This is a genomic window from Pseudanabaena sp. PCC 6802, from assembly GCF_000332175.1.
GTDB lineage: Bacteria > Cyanobacteriota > Cyanobacteriia > Pseudanabaenales > Pseudanabaenaceae > PCC-6802.
This window is the reverse complement of the sequence record NZ_KB235914.1, coordinates 3,450,287-3,466,225: the sequence shown is the minus strand read 5'-3', so window position 1 is coordinate 3,466,225 and position 15,939 is coordinate 3,450,287. Positions and strand designations below refer to the sequence as shown.

The following is a 15,939-nucleotide window of genomic DNA, read 5'->3' as shown; positions in this document are numbered from 1 at the left end:
TAGCTATCCTAAAGGATTAACTTATTTTAGACATATTTTAAGGCGTGCTGGGGGTACGCCCAGTGATTTAAATCACTACCATACAAACCCTAGTTCTAACTAGCCAGGAAAACAGCAAATCTTAATCTTTTCTCAATAACGCCGATGCTGGGGAACCATAATCTTTCCTAACCTGGGGGTAACTCCACATTAAAGGATCGCAAGGGTGCCGCCCCCCTTAGGCACCACTATCGGACATTATTTCTACGTCGATCGCATCGGTTATCACTTCCGCATCACCCGTGTCATCGCTCGTACCATTACGCGATTCTTCCTCGTCTAATTCTAAAAGGGGATGAATTTCATAGTGAACGCGCAAATGGTTCCTATTCTGGCGTTCGGCATCGGCGATAAATCTTTGCGCCTTCCATTCCGAATCAAAAGTGCCGATGCATTGGAGCGTATCTTTGCGATGCCTTTCCAGATAAGTCCATACTTGCCATGCAATTGGCGATGGCGCTTCTGGTTCTGGAGCTTTATCTGCTGGGATATCGGTGGCTTCAGCAGTAGAAGATTGAGTACCTTCGTCATGCACTTGGCGATCGCTATCTAGTTCCCTGTTGTCATCATCTCGATCGTGAGATGGATTGGCAGAATCTTTAGAATGAGAAGTGTCAGCGTTTTGTTTAGAGCTATCTTCAGGTTGGGGTGGGAGTTCAGTGCCGTTAACTTTATTGTCGGCTAACTTGCGATCGCCCTGGGTGAATGCCTCCAACTTTTCACTCAGGGCATTAATTTTCCCATGAGTAACCGTACCTCGGCTTTAGTCGCATACTCGCCGTTAAGTTCGCTGCCAGGATTGCTGTCTGGTGGAGTAAAACTTAAAAATTGCTCTACGATTTCGATCAGCGCTTTACTATCAGTAGCAATCCCCTGCTTGACTTTCCATGCCTTGAACTGATTGTAAAGATGATGCGGTAAAGAGCATGAGAGCTTGCGATTGCTGATTGCCATATTTTTGTTTTTGCGCGGCTAGTTAGCGGGTGCAGTGGTTAACAATGCCCTTGGCAGTACGGGCTAAAGTGTGGGCTAGAATATTCAATATTCATCGTAATACTCATCGTAAACCAATCTTAGTGTGTGATGACTCAGATTTCACCAACCTTGACCGAAATTCCTGGAGGCGATCGCACAGCCCAACCCAGCTTATTTTCTGCCGAATTTCGCCAGGAGACCTTTGCCCTCACAAAACGCTTGTTTATTCAACTGCGTCGCCGCCCTACAACCTTGATTGCAGGAGTAATCCAGCCGCTGATGTGGTTGATCTTATTTGGCGCGCTATTTCGCTATGCGCCAGAGGGTTTGCTTGGCGACGGTCAGACATATATCAAATTCCTGGCGGCTGGCATCATTGTATTTACTGCCTTTAGTAGCGCCTTGAATTCTGGCCTACCCGTTCTATTTGACCGGGAATTTGGCTTTCTCAATCGCATCCTGGTGGCTCCGCTCGCATCCAGATTCTCGATCGTGCTGGCATCGGCGATATTTATTATTGCCACCAGTGCCGTTCAAACCATAGCAATTATTGCTGTCAGTGCGTTGATGGGGGCAGGATTGCCGAATTTAGCTGGCTTAGGTGTCGCTACATTAGCGATCGCCCTGCTGGTGTTTGGGTTTACCATGCTGAGCCTTGGGTTGGCCTTTGCGATGCCAGGGCATCAAGAGCTGCTAGCATTTATTTTTCTGGTGAATTTACCGCTCATTTTCTCCAGCATTGCTCTAGCGCCGCTTTCATTTATGCCCGCCTGGTTGCAATGGATCGCGAGTTTAAATCCGCTTTCATTTGCGATCGCGCCAATTCGATACGTCTACGGGCATAGTGACTGGAGCTGGCAGAGCGTGGTGTTAGAAGCCCCTTGGGGAGATATGACTATCCTGGGCGCGATCGGTGCCCTAGCCGCATTTGCTGCGATCGTGGGTATGGCGATTCGAGGAGTATTGCGGCGAGGCGTGGCATGAAAGTAGAGCCTAAGGTAGCTCTGTTTCAGGATAACTGGAGTTATTTAAAGGCTGAGTTAGCTTGGCTAGACCGCGTGCTGATGCGGGCAATGGCGAAACATCGTCAATCCGATCGCGAAGTTAGTCGCGTTGCCCGTTCGGCTGCTGACAAGGCAACCAGCCATTGGTGGCAAGGTTTTATCAACCTCGATCCGGCTAAGGGCGGTAGCCAGGTTAGCAATGACCTGAATATGCAGACCAACGCTCAAGTTTACGGCCATCCCTTGGGGCGGTATGGCGATCGCATTGCCGCCAGCATCGAACATGGTATCGTTCTCAACGCACCTACACTCTGCCAGCAATTAGGCCTGGGCAAATTTGAACGCGATCTGATAATTCTTTGCCTAGCACCCGAAATCAGTCGCCGCTATGAGAAGCTCTATGCCTTCTTGAACGGCGATGATGATAATTGCCGCCAACCCACCGTCGATCTGGCATTACGCCTTTTTTGTCGCTCCGATCTAGAATGGCGCGCGTCGAGAAATACTTTGCAGCCTAAAGCTCCATTACTGAAAAATAAAATATTGGAGATTCATGAGAGTAATACAACAGCGCGATCGCTTTTATCAAAATCACTGCAATTAAGCGGTAAATTTGTCACCTATTTACTAAGCGATGACATTCCACTCAGTGCAGTATTACCCAAACCACGCAAGCGGCGATCGCCCTAATTTGATTTTGAAGAATTGGGATAAAAGCGATCGTCAAATTATCTCTTCAAAGGGTTACCGAATCGCTAGGTAGCGCCAGCTTTTTTATATGCGGGCAGTAACTCCCTACTCGCGAGATATTCGTGCAGTTCGTGGGGTTTGAAGTGGCAAAGATCCTTAGCAAGTTCGCTCATCTTGAGGTGTTTGGGTAGTGCGGGCGCTAGGGCTTCTCGCATCAAACCCAAAATTTGCGGTTCGGCAACCAGGAGCAGTTGCTCAGTGCGGTGGGTTTGGACTAAATCGACAATTCTGGTGGCGATCGCATGGGCAAACCGCCGTTCAAACTCAATCGTGTGGTGTTCGCGGCGATCGTCGTAGCTGTGGGCTTGACCGCTAACTCCTCGGTTGCGTCCGGTTTTAGAACTCGACCACAGCTCTTGCCCTTGCATTGCTTTAGCAGGGCTGACCAACCCTTCATGCTCGACAGGATGGGGACCGGGCGCACCTAACTCACCATTTTCCAGAGTTAAGAAACGGGCTTTAGTACCATCGATTGCAGCAACTAAGTACTTACTCATAACGTACCCCCTAAAAGGCTCATTGCCTTACTTTAGATCCTACCAAACCTTGCCTGACCAGGATCGGATCGCTCATAAAGCTTAAAATTTCGCGGATCTTATGCTTTGCGGAGACTGGTCAGCGATCGCGCTATTCGAGAGATCGAGCGCGGGCGATCGCCAAGCCACTTTGTGAGACCATTGCTTACGCAGTCTAAAAAGGCCATATGGCAAAATAGAGTGAAACTTATCATGAATGAAAAATCTCGTATTCCTGACGAAGAAACTAGAAAACTTTTGTTGAAGAATTTGCGTCAAGGCGTTTTAGACCTGCAAGAATTTGGGTTTCAATTAGAAGAAGTACAGGCTGGATTAGATAAGCATATTCGCGAACAAAAGATGAAGCGGCTAGAAACAAGGAGAGAAAATTTGAACAAGGTTGTTTAGACAGCGATTCGGATCGCTCATAAAACTTAAAATTTTCCCACTTATTTTGTTTTTGCTTGGCTGGAATTCAGATTGGTTATCTCCAACCTCTAATAGGGACTGCAACAGGTTGCGTTCTTCGACGGGAAGCTCAAGCAAAACACGGCGAGCCTCCTTCGTAGGAGCTTCGCTAACGCCTTTTGTTTCTCGGTAGCGCACGGCAGCATTGAGAAGGCGTAAAGGGATTTGAAATTCGCGGCGATCGCCTACTAACTCTTGCCATATCTCTAACCACGTCCGAGCAATGATTTCTTTTATCCGATCTAACCAAATTGCTTTATCTTGCTGAATCCCGAATAGATTATGGAGAATCAACTCGATACCCTCAGGGGCTAATTCTTCTCCATGACCGTGGTGATTGAACGCATCTATTAGTGCTACGATTCCCTCATCCCAGCGATTCAGTAGCAGCAGTGAAATAGCACGATTAAATAGCTGATGTTACGCGGAATCCTTATCTCCTTTAACCTATACGTACCCTCTATAAATAAGGGTCGCAGGGGCGTAGCCCCCGCTCTGGTTTTCCCTCTCCCTGAGGGAGAGGGGCTAGGGGTGAGGATTTCGGGATCTTCCGCGTAAGGTGAGATTATAAATTAAAATAATTTCAACATACGATATTTTTAACGAACGTACGTCCATTACATATGATAGCCGACTAATTACAGATCGTTGCAAAGCCAGAAAAACGACAGAGAGGTAACCCGTACAGGTAGCAAGTACGCTTGTGGGTAGTACCATGTGGATAATTAAGCTCAGACTAACTGCCTGCCATGACTCCTCGGGATAAAATACGCAACATAGGGATTTCCGCACACATCGACGCTGGGAAGACGACGATTTCCGAGCGCATCCTTTTCTACACGGGTAAGATCCACAAAATCGAAGAGGTCGGGGGCGATGGCGATGGTGCCACGATGGACTACATGGAATTGGAGCGCGAAAAGGGCATTACTATCACTTCGGCGGCAATTACCTGTTTCTGGAAAGACACGCAAATTAACCTGATCGACACTCCGGGTCACGTAGATTTTACAATTGAAGTCGAGCGATCGCTGCGCGTTCTGGATGGCGCAATTATGGTGCTGGATGGAGTAGCAGGCGTGCAGTCTCAAACCTATACGGTGGATCGGCAGATGCGACGCTATCAGGTACCGCGATTGGTATTTATTAACAAACTGGATCGAGTGGGAGCCGATCCCTTCCGCGTGTTCGATACTCTCAAGGAGAAACTCGATCTCAATCCCATCCTCCTGCAATATCCCATTGGGATGGAGGATAAATTTGTGGGAGTTATCGATCTAATCGAAATGACTGCCAACTACTTTGAAGGGGAGAATGGCGAGCGCGTTCTGAGCCAGTCCATTCCCCCACATTTACAGGTAGAAGCGCAAGCAGCCCGAGATCGACTGCTCGATCGCATATCCATTCACTCAGAAGAGATGATGGCGAAGCTGCTCGATGGTCTCGAAATTCCCAAGCAAACGATCTGGGACACCATTCGCCAGTTGACTCTAAGTCGCGAATTTGTACCAGTCCTGATGGGATCGGCCTTTAAAAATAAGGGCATCCAGAACTTACTCGACGCGATCGCGCTCTACTTGCCATCTCCACTCGAACGGGAAGCCGTGACAGCCACTGATGTCGCTATGGCACGGGAAGTGCAGATTTCTCCCGAACCATCCGATCCGTTTGTAGCGCTAGCATTCAAACTCATTGAAGATGAGTTCGGACAGCTTACCTACACGCGCCTCTATGCCGGGACCCTACATCGCGGCGATCGCCTCTTCAATAGCCGCACCAAGAAAACGGTGCGCGTCAACCGCCTGGTGCGAATTGAAGTCGATAAACGACAGGAACTTGAGTTCGCCTCAGCAGGGGAAATTGTCGGATTGGTAGGAGTTAACTGCGCCTCTGGCGATACGCTGTGTTCCGTAGGAACCAACCTTGCGCTCGAAGGCATATTCGTACCGGAGCCAGTAATCTCCATTGCGATTACGCCAAAGAGTCGGGAGGATATCGATCGCATCTCGAAGGCATTGCACCGATTCGAGCGGGAAGATCCCACTTTGCATGTCAGTACCGATCCGGAGTCGCATAAAACCTTGATGGCAGGTATGGGCGAGCTGCATTTAGATATCTACTTGGAGCGCATGAAGCGGGAATATCACGCGGAAGCCTATGTCAGCGCGCCTGCGGTTGCCTATCGAGAAACGATTACTGGCAAATCGGGGTTTGACTACACGTTCAAGAAGCAAACGGGCGGTGCAGGACAGTACGCCCACGTTGTAGGCAGTTTGGAACCCTGCACGGAACCATTTCTGTTTGAGAACCGCATTAGTGGCGGTGCGATTCCGGCACAGTTCGTTCCTGCTTGCGAACAGGGATGCCGCGATGCCTTGAAAACAGGATGGCTTAAAGGCTATCCGATCGTCGGTGTCAAAGTCATCCTTTCAGGAGGTTCTTACCATGCTATTGATTCTTCTGAGATAGCATTCCGTTATGCTGCCAGGCAAGGCTTCGAGCAAGGCTTCGCTCGCGCCAAACCAACGATTTTAGAACCAATGATGCTACTAGAAGTAGAGACACCAAGCGAGTTTTGGGGCAAGATTCAGGGGAAACTCTTATCTCGCCGCGCCTTGTTACTGGGTACGGAAACCAGGAACCATTACACGATCGTCCGCGCTGAAGTGCCGCTAGCAGAGATGTTTGGCTATGCTACAGAATTGCGATCGCTTTCGCAAGGGATGGCAACTTTCACAATGGAGTTTGCCGAGTATCGCCAGCTTCCCGAAAACCTCATGAGCCAATTGCGGTAATATAGCGTTTTTCAATGACGCGCTAAAGCAGCCTTCATACAGGCAATATTAGGGTAATGAACGTGGATTTGTTACTACTGTTAGATTGTAGCATTTGAGTATTTCTCTGCGACTTAAACTCTACTACCTTCTGAAGTCGCTCCCTAAAGCGATCGACGGTAAATTCGTCAGGATCGTTTTGAAGATGGTGCAGAACTGGATTTGGTGTGGAGATTGCTTGCAGCAAAGCGATCTTATCTTACCGATACTATCGCTGCCACAAACCGCTCTATGCCGGATCGATCCTGGTGAATCTCGATTTGCGCGTATAAACCAGATCGCGCAAGCATCTCTGCTACGGTGGGGGCTTGCCCTACCATGACTTCCACAATCCAATATCCTCCGATCGCCAGATAAAAGGGTGCTGTAGCGATGAGATATCTAATTGCCTCCAGACCGTCACTACCGCCATCAAGGGCAAGGCGCGGCTCGCAATCTCTTACCTCCGGTTGCAGTTGCTCGACCTCTGCAGTGGGAATGTAAGGGGGATTGGAGACCATACCCGCGACTTTGCCCCTAATTGCTTCTAAAGGCTCAAACCAATTACCCTGATAAAACCTAATCTGACTCTCCAAACCATGTCTCAAGGCATTTTGTTTGGCGATCGCCAATGCTTCGGCACTGCGATCGACGGCATGAATATTTGCTTTTGGTAAAGCCTTTGCTAAGCCAAGCGCGATCGCGCCGCTACCCGTACCCAAATCGACCCACTCACCTGTATCGGCCTTAGTGCGATCGCAATAATCCCACGCTAAATCGATTAACAGCTCGGTTTCGGGACGTGGAATCAGAACGGCTGGGGTGACGTATAAATCTAAATCGCGCCAGGTCGTTTCACCTGCTAAATATTGCACGGGTAAGCGATCGCACAAACGTTGCTGCCATAAGCTATCTAATTTTAATTGCACGGACACATCCGGCTCTATCTGCCTTAAGCGCAGAGCCAGCTTATCAATACCAGCCACTCGCTCTAGCAACCAGTCCAGTTCAAGACTGTCAATGTTGGCTGCGATTGCCGCCTGGCGAGATCGCTCGTACCACTGCCAGAACTCCACTAGCGATTCAAAAACTCCTTTTGCGATTGCAGGAATTTGGTATGCCATTCGCGGTAACGGCGATCGCCATCGCGCACTAGCATCTGGCGGTATGCTTCGGAATCTCTAGGCATGTCAACCTTGCCGGACTCAACGCGGGGGCGGTTGATAAATTCCTGTTGATATTGCAGAAATTTGCTGTGCCATTCTTGGAAGCGGCGATCGCCATCGCGCACTAGCATTTGGCGATAGTGCTCGGAAGAAATGTATTTGTTGTCTGTAGACATAGTTTTTGTGGGTATGCTTACATTACGTGCACTAGCTTAACATTATGTTCGGGGTTGGCACGATTGGCGGGGAATGGCGGCAAGCTTGACTTGAGCTTTAGCGGCAACAAAATCTGCTGGAAATTCACCTGCGATCGAAATCACAAGTGGGGGCGATCGCGATCGCTGGTTAGTAAGTGCAGCCAGGTTAGATTTAGTGCAGATGAGAGAGAGGAATTTGATATGAGTATTTACAAGATTGCTAATTTTATTTTCAAACTCTATGGTGTGTCCCTCTTTGCTTTGCTGGCAACTAGCGCTTTAACTGCTCGCTAAAGTTAACTACTCGCTCAACTATTAACCTGATTCGGATACTTTATTAATTCTGCGATCGACCATGAGTATCTACAAAAGCTTTCTGTTCACAGTTGAATATTGCCTGATCTCGACAGCAGCTCTCCTGATTATCAGTACAGTCGTACCAAGCTGAACCCGATCGAAATCCAATGTTTATAGCGCTTTTCAGATCGGTAAGAGTAGGGGGTTTGGGGGCGTTGCCCCCAAGAAGTGGTTCTACCCCTTCACCCCAAAAATAAAACCTGTTCTCAAGTGAAAACGCTATAACGCAACAACGGTAATTTGACAATGCGGGTGAAATGGAAATCACCCTAGCGGTTAGTCAAAAAAGGTGAAGTGTTCCAGTGCTTGTAAGGGGTAATTTAACGTTAGAGCAACAATCATACTGGACAATCATCTATCTGTCTTAAGCAAGATTACATGTAAAGTTTACAGGACGCTCATTTTTCTCTCAGGATAACCTCAGACTAACAGAGTCTAATTGTTACATAGCAGTTTGTAAGTCAGCAAATACATCTATTAGAGGATGTGGCAAAATGGAACCCTTCTTTGAAGTTTTTGTAGTAGAAGATCTAGTTGAAAAGGCTCTACCCATTGCCCTCAGTTTTGTTGACGATTTGCTTGTCCTGGCTCTACCCAATTTTGGCTTGCCTTTGCCAGACCTGCAATGGCTTTCCCCTGTCTGCCTAGCCTGGACGGTTATATATCTGGGACTTAAACGGTGGCGCAAATTAAGCGAAAAGTAGTGTTATGGCATGGCGCAAATACACAAGACGCTGTAAAAGGACTAGGCAGCTAACTACAACGACTTACCTGGGCGGCATTGAGGACTATTCGATCGATCGCATCTACCATTACTTGCCCAGACTGTCCGGGCTGGTTGACCATAATACTAAAAGCGAGCGCGCCGTAGTCGAGATTGTCTAAATAGCCGGATAACGCTCTCACCCCGTTCAAGGTTCCTGTCTTAGCATGGACTCTGCCTTGAATGAAGGTATTCCGAAAGCGATTTCGCAAGGTTCCATTTACTCCCGCTACAGACAAAGAGTGGTAAAACATCCCACTGTATAAGTTCTGAGCGTGCATCGCTTTCAACAGCGCTATGAAGGTGGATGGTTCGGCTCGGTTGCTGCGAGATAAGCCAGAGCCATCCACCTGCTCGTAGCTATTTGCACTTACCCCTATGGAAGCCAGAAGCTGCTTAACCACGTTTCGACCACCGATATGACGTAGTAGGTAGTCAGCTAATTCATTGTCACTCTCGCGATTGATCTCCGTAACCAAATTATCCACAGTCGAAAGATCCTGAGGAGTGCGAATGTCGATAATCCGTAACGCTGCCGCTGTGGTCAACAGTTTGACATTAGAAGCTGGAATTAGGGGGAGATCGCCATTGTGGCTATAGAGTACAGTAGGGTCGGATAGCGGTTCAATTTGAATTCCCCATCGAGCTCTTGTAAACTCCGGACTCCCAATAATTGATTCGATCGCTGCTTCCAAAGAGCTTTGACAGAAACCGGATCTAACTGCAACCAGTTCGGGAGAATTAACTTCAGTACGCTTTAGGGCTACTTGCGCGATGGCAGAATCTTTACTCCAGTGACTCCAGCCCACCGCAACCAGCATGGCTGTTAGCGCGATCGCGATCCTGTACAGCCAATTTTTTATGCCAAATTTTCTCAGTCTCAGCACTTTACCCGCTCCCCCTAACTAAAACCTCTTGTAGGAAATTTAGGAAATTTTGGTTTGTTGTCAGCAACTATAACTTCGAGAATGATAATCATTACCAGTACCAATGAAATTTTTTCTAGAATTGCTTGTGAAATCTCAGTCAATATTCGCAGTACTCCTAGCCTTGCCACAGCTCAATGTTAAGTTTAAAGCCTTAAGTACATAAAATTTAAGATTAAGGTTAGAAAACTTATTTAACTGCTAAATTTGTGACAAACTGGCTGCACCCCCTCCTACAACCTGGTGGCGACAGCTATATCGAACGGGACTGGGCGGATTTGAACCGCCGACCTAGCGCTTAGGAGGCGCTTGCTCTATCCAACTGAGCCACAGCCCCATAAAACCTTGCAGACCTAATTAAGTATAGATCTATTGCAAAGGCGATCGCAAACCAAAGCCTGCATCGCGATCCGATCTAGTATTTATACTTAATCCGCTTAATCCACTGAATTAATATTGACACAGAAAGAATAACTCGGATATGATTGAATGCTTATGTCTTGCTAGGCGAGATACATTTTGTCACTAGAACTGCAGTCATTAGTGCATGAACAAACCAACACCCATAACTCCTGCTTTTGCTCTACCAGACTTAGTAGAAATTCAGCGGGAGAGTTTCCGATGGTTCCTAGAAGAGGGTTTGATTGAGGAACTGAGTAGTTTTTCGCCAATCACTGACTATACCGGCAAAATGGAGTTGCATTTTGTTGGTAAAGATTACAAGCTTAAAAGCCCTAAATACGCGGTTGATGAAGCAAAACGGCGGGATGCCACCTATGCAGTCCAAATGTACGTGCCCACCCGTCTAATTAATAAAGAAACCGGAGAAATCAAAGAGCAAGAAGTCTTTATTGGCGACCTTCCCCTGATGACAGATCGGGGTACGTTTATCATTAATGGTGCCGAGCGGGTCATTGTTAACCAAATTGTCCGCAGTCCTGGGGTTTACTACAAATCGGAGACCGATAAGAATAGTCGTCGCACCTACAACGCTAGTCTCATACCTAACCGTGGAGCATGGCTTAAGTTTGAAACCGATAAAAATGACCTGGTGTGGGTGCGCATTGACAAGACGCGCAAGCTATCAGCTCAGATCCTGCTGAAAGCATTAGGGTTGAGCGATGCGGAAATCTTTGACTCCCTACGTCACCCCGAATACTTCCAGAAGACAATTGAAAAGGAAGGGCAATTTGGCGAAGAAGAAGCCCTGATGGAGTTGTATCGCAAGCTCAGACCTGGAGAGCCTCCGACCGTCACTGGCGGTCAGCAACTCCTGGAGTCTCGCTTTTTCGATCCAAAGCGCTACGATCTCGGTCGAGTTGGTCGCTACAAGCTAAACAAAAAACTGCGCTTGACCGTACCAGAAACTACGCGCGTCCTTACTCCAGAAGATATTCTGGCAGCGATTAACTACCTGATCAACCTGGAATTTGATGTTGGGCAAACCGATGACATCGACCATCTGGGTAACCGTCGCGTGCGTTCCGTGGGCGAACTATTGCAAAACCAGGTGCGCGTGGGTCTAAATCGCCTGGAGCGCATCATTCGCGAGCGCATGACGGTTTCCGATGCTGATGCCCTCACTCCAGCTTCTCTGGTTAACCCGAAACCTCTAGTGGCAGCGATTAAGGAATTTTTTGGCTCCAGCCAACTATCTCAGTTCATGGATCAAACCAATCCATTGGCAGAACTAACTCACAAACGCCGTCTCAGCGCCCTAGGTCCTGGCGGTCTCACCCGCGAGCGGGCTGGCTTTGCCGTGCGCGACATTCACCCCAGCCACTACGGTCGCGTTTGCCCGATTGAAACGCCAGAAGGACCTAATGCTGGCTTGATCGGTTCCCTTGCCACCCACGCGCGGGTCAACCAGTATGGTTTTATCGAAACACCCTACTATCCAGTTGACAACGGTCGCGTGCGACGCGATTTGGCTCCGGTTTACATGACTGCCGATGAGGAAGATGAATTTCGCGTCGCCCCCGGTGACATCTCGATGGATGAGGCAGGAACGATTACCAGCGAGCTTGTCCCGGTAAGATATCGGCAGGAATTTGGCACGGCAGCACCGGACGAAGTTGACTACGTAGCAGTATCGCCCGTGCAAATTATTTCGGTGGCGACTTCTTTGATTCCTTTTCTCGAACACGATGACGCTAACCGCGCCCTGATGGGATCTAACATGCAACGCCAGGCAGTGCCCCTGCTCAAACCAGAGCGTCCTCTAGTAGGAACTGGCTTAGAAGCACAGGCAGCACGCGACTCAGGCATGGTGATCGTATCGCGCACCGATGGCGAAGTGACCTACGTTTCGGCGGATGAAATTCGCGTCCGAGCAGAAGATGGTTCGGAAACTCGCTATTACCTGCAAAAGTACCAGCGATCTAATCAGGACACGTGTTTGAATCAACGTCCGATCGCTTTTGTGGGCGATAAAGTAATTCCAGGTCAAATTCTGGCGGATGGCTCCGCTACCGAGGGTGGAGAGCTAGCTTTGGGGCAAAATATTCTGGTTGCCTACATGCCTTGGGAAGGTTACAACTATGAAGATGCCATCTTGATCAACGAGCGTCTGGTCTACGACGACGTTTATACCTCCATTCACATTGAAAAATACGAAATTGAGGCGCGTCAGACCAAACTAGGTCCCGAGGAAATTACCCGCGAAATTCCCAATGTCAGCGAAGATTCGCTGCGTCAACTCGACGAACAGGGCATCATTCGCACTGGTGCTTGGGTGGAAGCAGGTGACATTCTAGTTGGCAAGGTAACTCCTAAAGGCGAATCGGATCAGCCGCCGGAAGAAAAGCTATTGCGCGCTATTTTCGGTGAAAAAGCCCGAGATGTGCGCGACAACTCCCTGCGCGTACCTAATGGTGAAAAGGGACGCGTGGTGGACGTGCGCATTTTTACCCGCGAGCAGGGCGACGAGCTGCCGCCTGGAGCCAATATGGTGGTAAGGGTGTACGTCGCCCAAAAGCGCAAAATCCAGGTAGGCGACAAAATGGCAGGCCGCCACGGCAATAAGGGGATTATTTCCCGCATTTTGCCTAAGGAAGATATGCCTTTTCTCCCCGATGGCACCCCAATTGATATTGTCTTGAACCCATTGGGCGTACCTTCACGGATGAATGTGGGGCAGGTGTTTGAGTGTCTATTAGCCTGGGCGGGCGAAAACCTGGACGTGCGGTTCAAAGTGGTGCCATTTGATGAAATGTATGGCGAGGAGGCATCTCGCGCCCTGGTACATGCCAAGCTGAAAGAATCGCAGCGCGCGACGGGTGACGACTGGTTGTTCGATCCAGTCAATCCAGGTAAGTTGCAGGTATTTGACGGGCGTACTGGGGAGCCATTCGATCAACCCATCACCGTTGGTAAAGCCTACATGCTGAAGCTAGTTCACCTGGTTGACGATAAGATTCACGCCCGTTCTACGGGACCCTACTCGTTGGTGACGCAACAACCTTTGGGCGGTAAGGCACAGCAGGGCGGTCAGCGCTTTGGCGAAATGGAAGTGTGGGCGCTGGAAGCCTTTGGTGCTGCCTACACGCTGCAGGAACTGCTAACCGTCAAATCCGATGATATGACCGGACGTAATGAAGCACTTAATGCGATCGTCAAAGGTCATGCCATCCCACGTCCTGGTACGCCCGAGTCGTTTAAGGTATTGGTACGCGAGCTACAGTCTCTGTGCCTGGATGTCTCGGTACACAAGCTAGAGTCTCGCGAAGATGGTAACAATCAGGATACTGAAGTCGATCTAATGGTTGATGTCGGTACCCGTCGTACGCCATCGCGCCCGACCTACGAATCTATCTATAGAGAAGACGATGAGGACTTTGAAGACGACTGAGTCATAGGGTGATTAAGTACAAGAAGCTAGCGACTAGAGTCAGTTTGCTCGCGCTAGCTTCTGTTCGCAGTAATTAGCTGCTTGCAACTCGCGATCGATCGCACATAACAAAAGCATATAAAACAATTTTAGGACGTTTTACTGATGACAAAAGTGGAACAGCGGTTTGATTACGTCAAGATCGGTTTAGCATCGCCAGAGCGCATTCGTCAATGGGGAGAGCGCACTCTGCCCAACATGCAGGTAGTAGGTGAGGTTACCAAGCCTGAAACCATTAACTACCGAACCCTCAAGCCCGAGATGGACGGCCTGTTTTGCGAGCGTATCTTTGGCCCCGCTAAAGATTGGGAATGTCACTGCGGTAAGTACAAGCGCGTCCGCCATCGCGGGATTGTCTGCGAGCGTTGCGGCGTTGAGGTAACCGAGTCTCGCGTGCGTCGCCATCGCATGGGCTTTATTAAACTGGCGGCACCCGTCACCCATGTCTGGTATCTCAAGGGTATTCCCAGTTACATGGCAACGCTATTAGACATGCCACTGCGCGATGTGGAGCAGATCGTCTACTTCAATGCTTACGTGGTCATAGACCCGGGCAATGCTGCCGATCCGGCACTAAAGCATTTGATGCCCAACGAGTCGCCTCTGACCTACAAGCAACTGTTGAACGAAGACCAGTTCATGGAAATTGAAGACAAGAGCTATGAGGAAGGCTCTGGTCTGGAGTTGCCAAAGGATTGGGCAATGATTGGGGCCGAGGCAGTCCAAAAAATGCTATCCAACATCAACCTCGAAGAAGAAGCAGAAAGACTGCGCGAGGAAATTGCCAACTCTAAGGGACAAAAGCGAGCGAAGCTAATTAAGCGCCTGCGCGTTGTCGATAACTTTGTTGCCACTGGCTCTAAGCCAGAGTGGATGGTACTGGATGTAATTCCTGTCATACCTCCCGATTTGCGTCCTATGGTGCAGTTAGATGGCGGTCGTTTTGCTACCAGCGACCTGAACGATTTATATCGCCGTGTGATTAACCGTAACAACCGCCTTGCTCGATTGCAGGAGATTCTGGCACCGGAAATTATCGTGCGGAATGAAAAGCGCATGTTGCAGGAGGCTGTCGATGCCCTCATCGATAATGGTAGGCGCGGTCGGACTGTGGTGGGAGCGAATAATCGCCCGCTAAAGTCGCTCTCTGACATTATTGAAGGTAAGCAAGGACGCTTCCGTCAGAACCTGCTCGGCAAGCGCGTAGACTACTCCGGTCGTTCGGTGATCGTGGTGGGGCCAAACCTCAAGATTCACCAGTGTGGGTTGCCGAGAGAAATGGCGATCGAATTATTTCAGCCATTCGTAATTAACCGCCTGATTCGTGCCGGTCTGGTCAATAACATCAAGGCAGCTAAAAAGCTGATTCAACGGAACGATCCAACCGTCTGGGACGTACTGGAAGATGTCATTCGCGATCACCCTGTCATGCTGAATCGGGCACCGACACTACACAGACTTGGGATTCAGGCATTTGAGCCAATTTTAGTAGAAGGAAGAGCGATCCAACTGCATCCTTTAGTTTGTCCGGCTTTTAACGCTGACTTTGACGGCGACCAAATGGCAGTACACGTCCCTCTGTCTCTAGAAGCCCAGGCGGAAGCCAGATTGCTGATGTTAGCATCGAATAACATCCTCTCCCCCGCCACTGGTCGTCCCATCGTCGCGCCCAGCCAGGATATGGTTTTGGGCTGCTACTACCTCACCGCCCATAATCCTGAGGTACAGCGCGGTGCTGGTCGTTATTTTGCTAGCTTTGACGATGCGATCATGGCCTACGAGCAAAACCTGGTCAGTTTGCATTCCCAAATTTGGCTGCGCTTTGAGGGTGAAATCGAAGGTGAAGGCGCTGACGGGGATGACTTAATCGAGGAGAAAGTAGATGAAAGCGGCTTTAAGATCAGAGTTTATCCGGCGCGACGGGTGCGTGAAGACTCCGATGGCAACGTATTGGCTCAATACGTTCTCACTACTCCCGGTCGGATCATCTTTAATCAGGCAATTCATCATTCGTTAGCCAGTTAGGGCAGCTAGTTAGCGGGCGTTATTTGTTTTAGTCGCCATCAATCGCAAAGCA

16 protein-coding genes and 1 tRNA gene are annotated in these 15,939 nt (G+C 49.1%); 8 read left to right on the top strand and 9 right to left on the bottom strand.

Annotated elements, in window-relative coordinates; translation table 11 throughout:
- Positions 1-217: 217 nt before the first annotated feature.
- Together PSE6802_RS0121875 and PSE6802_RS0121870 are read right to left on the bottom strand one after the other, a co-directional pair.
- Positions 218-754: a hypothetical protein gene (locus PSE6802_RS0121875; RefSeq protein ID WP_019502174.1), complete on the bottom strand. Its 537-nt coding sequence runs from the start codon at positions 752-754 to the stop codon at positions 218-220.
- Positions 755-762: 8 nt separating this feature from the next.
- Positions 763-993 carry a hypothetical protein gene (locus PSE6802_RS0121870; RefSeq protein WP_019502173.1) on the bottom strand — a complete coding sequence of 77 codons (231 nt, stop codon included), beginning with the start codon at positions 991-993 and terminating at the stop codon, positions 763-765.
- 129 nt (positions 994-1,122) lie between these two features.
- Between PSE6802_RS0121870 and PSE6802_RS0121865 the strand changes: the two genes are divergently transcribed.
- Positions 1,123-1,998 (top strand): ABC transporter permease, encoded by an 876-nt coding sequence (locus PSE6802_RS0121865; RefSeq protein ID WP_019502172.1) that lies wholly within the window; start codon positions 1,123-1,125, stop codon positions 1,996-1,998.
- Positions 1,995-2,708, top strand: coding sequence for a hypothetical protein (locus tag PSE6802_RS0121860; protein ID WP_019502171.1), 714 nt, complete (start codon positions 1,995-1,997; stop codon positions 2,706-2,708). The genes PSE6802_RS0121865 and PSE6802_RS0121860 overlap by 4 nt, the downstream gene beginning before the upstream one ends.
- A 65-nt stretch (positions 2,709-2,773) precedes the next feature.
- Here PSE6802_RS0121860 and PSE6802_RS0121855 read toward each other — a convergent pair whose 3' ends face one another.
- Entirely contained in the window at positions 2,774-3,265 is a 492-nt protein-coding gene (locus PSE6802_RS0121855) for a host attachment protein (RefSeq protein ID WP_019502170.1), read from the bottom strand.
- A gap of 231 nt (positions 3,266-3,496) precedes the next feature.
- On the opposite strand from PSE6802_RS0121855, the gene PSE6802_RS32200 reads away from it, so the two are divergent.
- Positions 3,497-3,691: a hypothetical protein gene (locus PSE6802_RS32200; protein WP_071592313.1), complete on the top strand. Its 195-nt coding sequence runs from the start codon at positions 3,497-3,499 to the stop codon at positions 3,689-3,691.
- On the opposite strand, the gene PSE6802_RS0121850 is transcribed toward PSE6802_RS32200, so the two are convergent.
- Positions 3,653-4,045 (bottom strand): hypothetical protein, encoded by a 393-nt coding sequence (locus tag PSE6802_RS0121850; protein WP_019502169.1) that lies wholly within the window; start codon positions 4,043-4,045, stop codon positions 3,653-3,655. The two genes, PSE6802_RS32200 and PSE6802_RS0121850, sit on opposite strands and share 39 nt — an antisense overlap.
- Before the next feature lie 455 nt (positions 4,046-4,500).
- Between PSE6802_RS0121850 and fusA the strand changes: the two genes are divergently transcribed.
- Positions 4,501-6,546 carry an elongation factor G gene (gene fusA / locus PSE6802_RS0121845; protein WP_019502168.1) on the top strand — a complete coding sequence of 682 codons (2,046 nt, stop codon included), beginning with the start codon at positions 4,501-4,503 and terminating at the stop codon, positions 6,544-6,546.
- A 34-nt stretch (positions 6,547-6,580) separates the two neighbouring features.
- Here fusA and PSE6802_RS33785 read toward each other — a convergent pair whose 3' ends face one another.
- Genes PSE6802_RS33785 through PSE6802_RS0121835 form a run of 3 tightly spaced genes read right to left on the bottom strand, consistent with a single transcriptional unit; the run spans position 6,581 to position 7,906 of the window.
- Positions 6,581-6,772 (bottom strand): hypothetical protein, encoded by a 192-nt coding sequence (locus tag PSE6802_RS33785; protein WP_156815619.1) that lies wholly within the window; start codon positions 6,770-6,772, stop codon positions 6,581-6,583.
- A gap of 7 nt (positions 6,773-6,779) precedes the next feature.
- A complete protein-coding gene (gene prmC / locus PSE6802_RS0121840; RefSeq protein ID WP_026103471.1) occupies positions 6,780-7,688 on the bottom strand; it encodes a peptide chain release factor N(5)-glutamine methyltransferase in 909 nt (302 codons plus the stop codon).
- Positions 7,640-7,906 carry a hypothetical protein gene (locus tag PSE6802_RS0121835; protein ID WP_019502166.1) on the bottom strand — a complete coding sequence of 89 codons (267 nt, stop codon included), beginning with the start codon at positions 7,904-7,906 and terminating at the stop codon, positions 7,640-7,642. The genes prmC and PSE6802_RS0121835 overlap by 49 nt, the downstream gene beginning before the upstream one ends.
- A 54-nt stretch (positions 7,907-7,960) precedes the next feature.
- Between PSE6802_RS0121835 and PSE6802_RS0121830 the strand changes: the two genes are divergently transcribed.
- Both PSE6802_RS0121830 and PSE6802_RS0121825 read left to right on the top strand, forming a co-directional pair.
- Complete coding sequence (locus tag PSE6802_RS0121830; RefSeq protein WP_156815618.1) at positions 7,961-8,221, top strand: hypothetical protein; 261 nt, start codon at positions 7,961-7,963, stop codon at positions 8,219-8,221.
- 557 nt (positions 8,222-8,778) lie between these two features.
- Positions 8,779-8,988 (top strand): hypothetical protein, encoded by a 210-nt coding sequence (locus tag PSE6802_RS0121825; RefSeq protein WP_019502164.1) that lies wholly within the window; start codon positions 8,779-8,781, stop codon positions 8,986-8,988.
- A gap of 49 nt (positions 8,989-9,037) precedes the next feature.
- Here PSE6802_RS0121825 and PSE6802_RS0121820 read toward each other — a convergent pair whose 3' ends face one another.
- Both PSE6802_RS0121820 and PSE6802_RS0121815 read right to left on the bottom strand, forming a co-directional pair.
- Positions 9,038-9,934 carry a D-alanyl-D-alanine carboxypeptidase gene (locus tag PSE6802_RS0121820; protein WP_225902694.1) on the bottom strand — a complete coding sequence of 299 codons (897 nt, stop codon included), beginning with the start codon at positions 9,932-9,934 and terminating at the stop codon, positions 9,038-9,040.
- Between the two features lie 302 nt (positions 9,935-10,236).
- Positions 10,237-10,310 (bottom strand) — tRNA-Arg (locus PSE6802_RS0121815).
- Positions 10,311-10,520: 210 nt separating this feature from the next.
- Between PSE6802_RS0121815 and rpoB the strand changes: the two genes are divergently transcribed.
- Together rpoB and PSE6802_RS0121805 are read left to right on the top strand one after the other, a co-directional pair.
- Positions 10,521-13,823, top strand: coding sequence for a DNA-directed RNA polymerase subunit beta (gene rpoB, locus PSE6802_RS0121810; RefSeq protein WP_019502162.1), 3,303 nt, complete (start codon positions 10,521-10,523; stop codon positions 13,821-13,823).
- A 144-nt stretch (positions 13,824-13,967) separates the two neighbouring features.
- Positions 13,968-15,887 (top strand): DNA-directed RNA polymerase subunit gamma, encoded by a 1,920-nt coding sequence (locus PSE6802_RS0121805; protein WP_019502161.1) that lies wholly within the window; start codon positions 13,968-13,970, stop codon positions 15,885-15,887.
- The last annotated feature ends 52 nt before the right edge of the window (positions 15,888-15,939 follow it).

Coding starts and splice junctions, on each gene's coding strand:
- PSE6802_RS0121870 (WP_019502173.1), bottom strand. CDS start 993: ATGGCAATCAGCAATCGCAAGCTCTCATGCTCTTTACCGCATCATCTT.
- PSE6802_RS0121865 (WP_019502172.1), top strand. CDS start 1,123: ATGACTCAGATTTCACCAACCTTGACCGAAATTCCTGGAGGCGATCGC.
- PSE6802_RS0121860 (WP_019502171.1), top strand. CDS start 1,995: ATGAAAGTAGAGCCTAAGGTAGCTCTGTTTCAGGATAACTGGAGTTAT.
- PSE6802_RS0121855 (WP_019502170.1), bottom strand. CDS start 3,265: ATGAGTAAGTACTTAGTTGCTGCAATCGATGGTACTAAAGCCCGTTTC.
- PSE6802_RS32200 (WP_071592313.1), top strand. CDS start 3,497: ATGAATGAAAAATCTCGTATTCCTGACGAAGAAACTAGAAAACTTTTG.
- fusA (WP_019502168.1), top strand. CDS start 4,501: ATGACTCCTCGGGATAAAATACGCAACATAGGGATTTCCGCACACATC.
- prmC (WP_026103471.1), bottom strand. CDS start 7,688: ATGGCATACCAAATTCCTGCAATCGCAAAAGGAGTTTTTGAATCGCTA.
- PSE6802_RS0121835 (WP_019502166.1), bottom strand. CDS start 7,906: ATGTCTACAGACAACAAATACATTTCTTCCGAGCACTATCGCCAAATG.
- PSE6802_RS0121825 (WP_019502164.1), top strand. CDS start 8,779: ATGGAACCCTTCTTTGAAGTTTTTGTAGTAGAAGATCTAGTTGAAAAG.
- rpoB (WP_019502162.1), top strand. CDS start 10,521: ATGAACAAACCAACACCCATAACTCCTGCTTTTGCTCTACCAGACTTA.
- PSE6802_RS0121805 (WP_019502161.1), top strand. CDS start 13,968: ATGACAAAAGTGGAACAGCGGTTTGATTACGTCAAGATCGGTTTAGCA.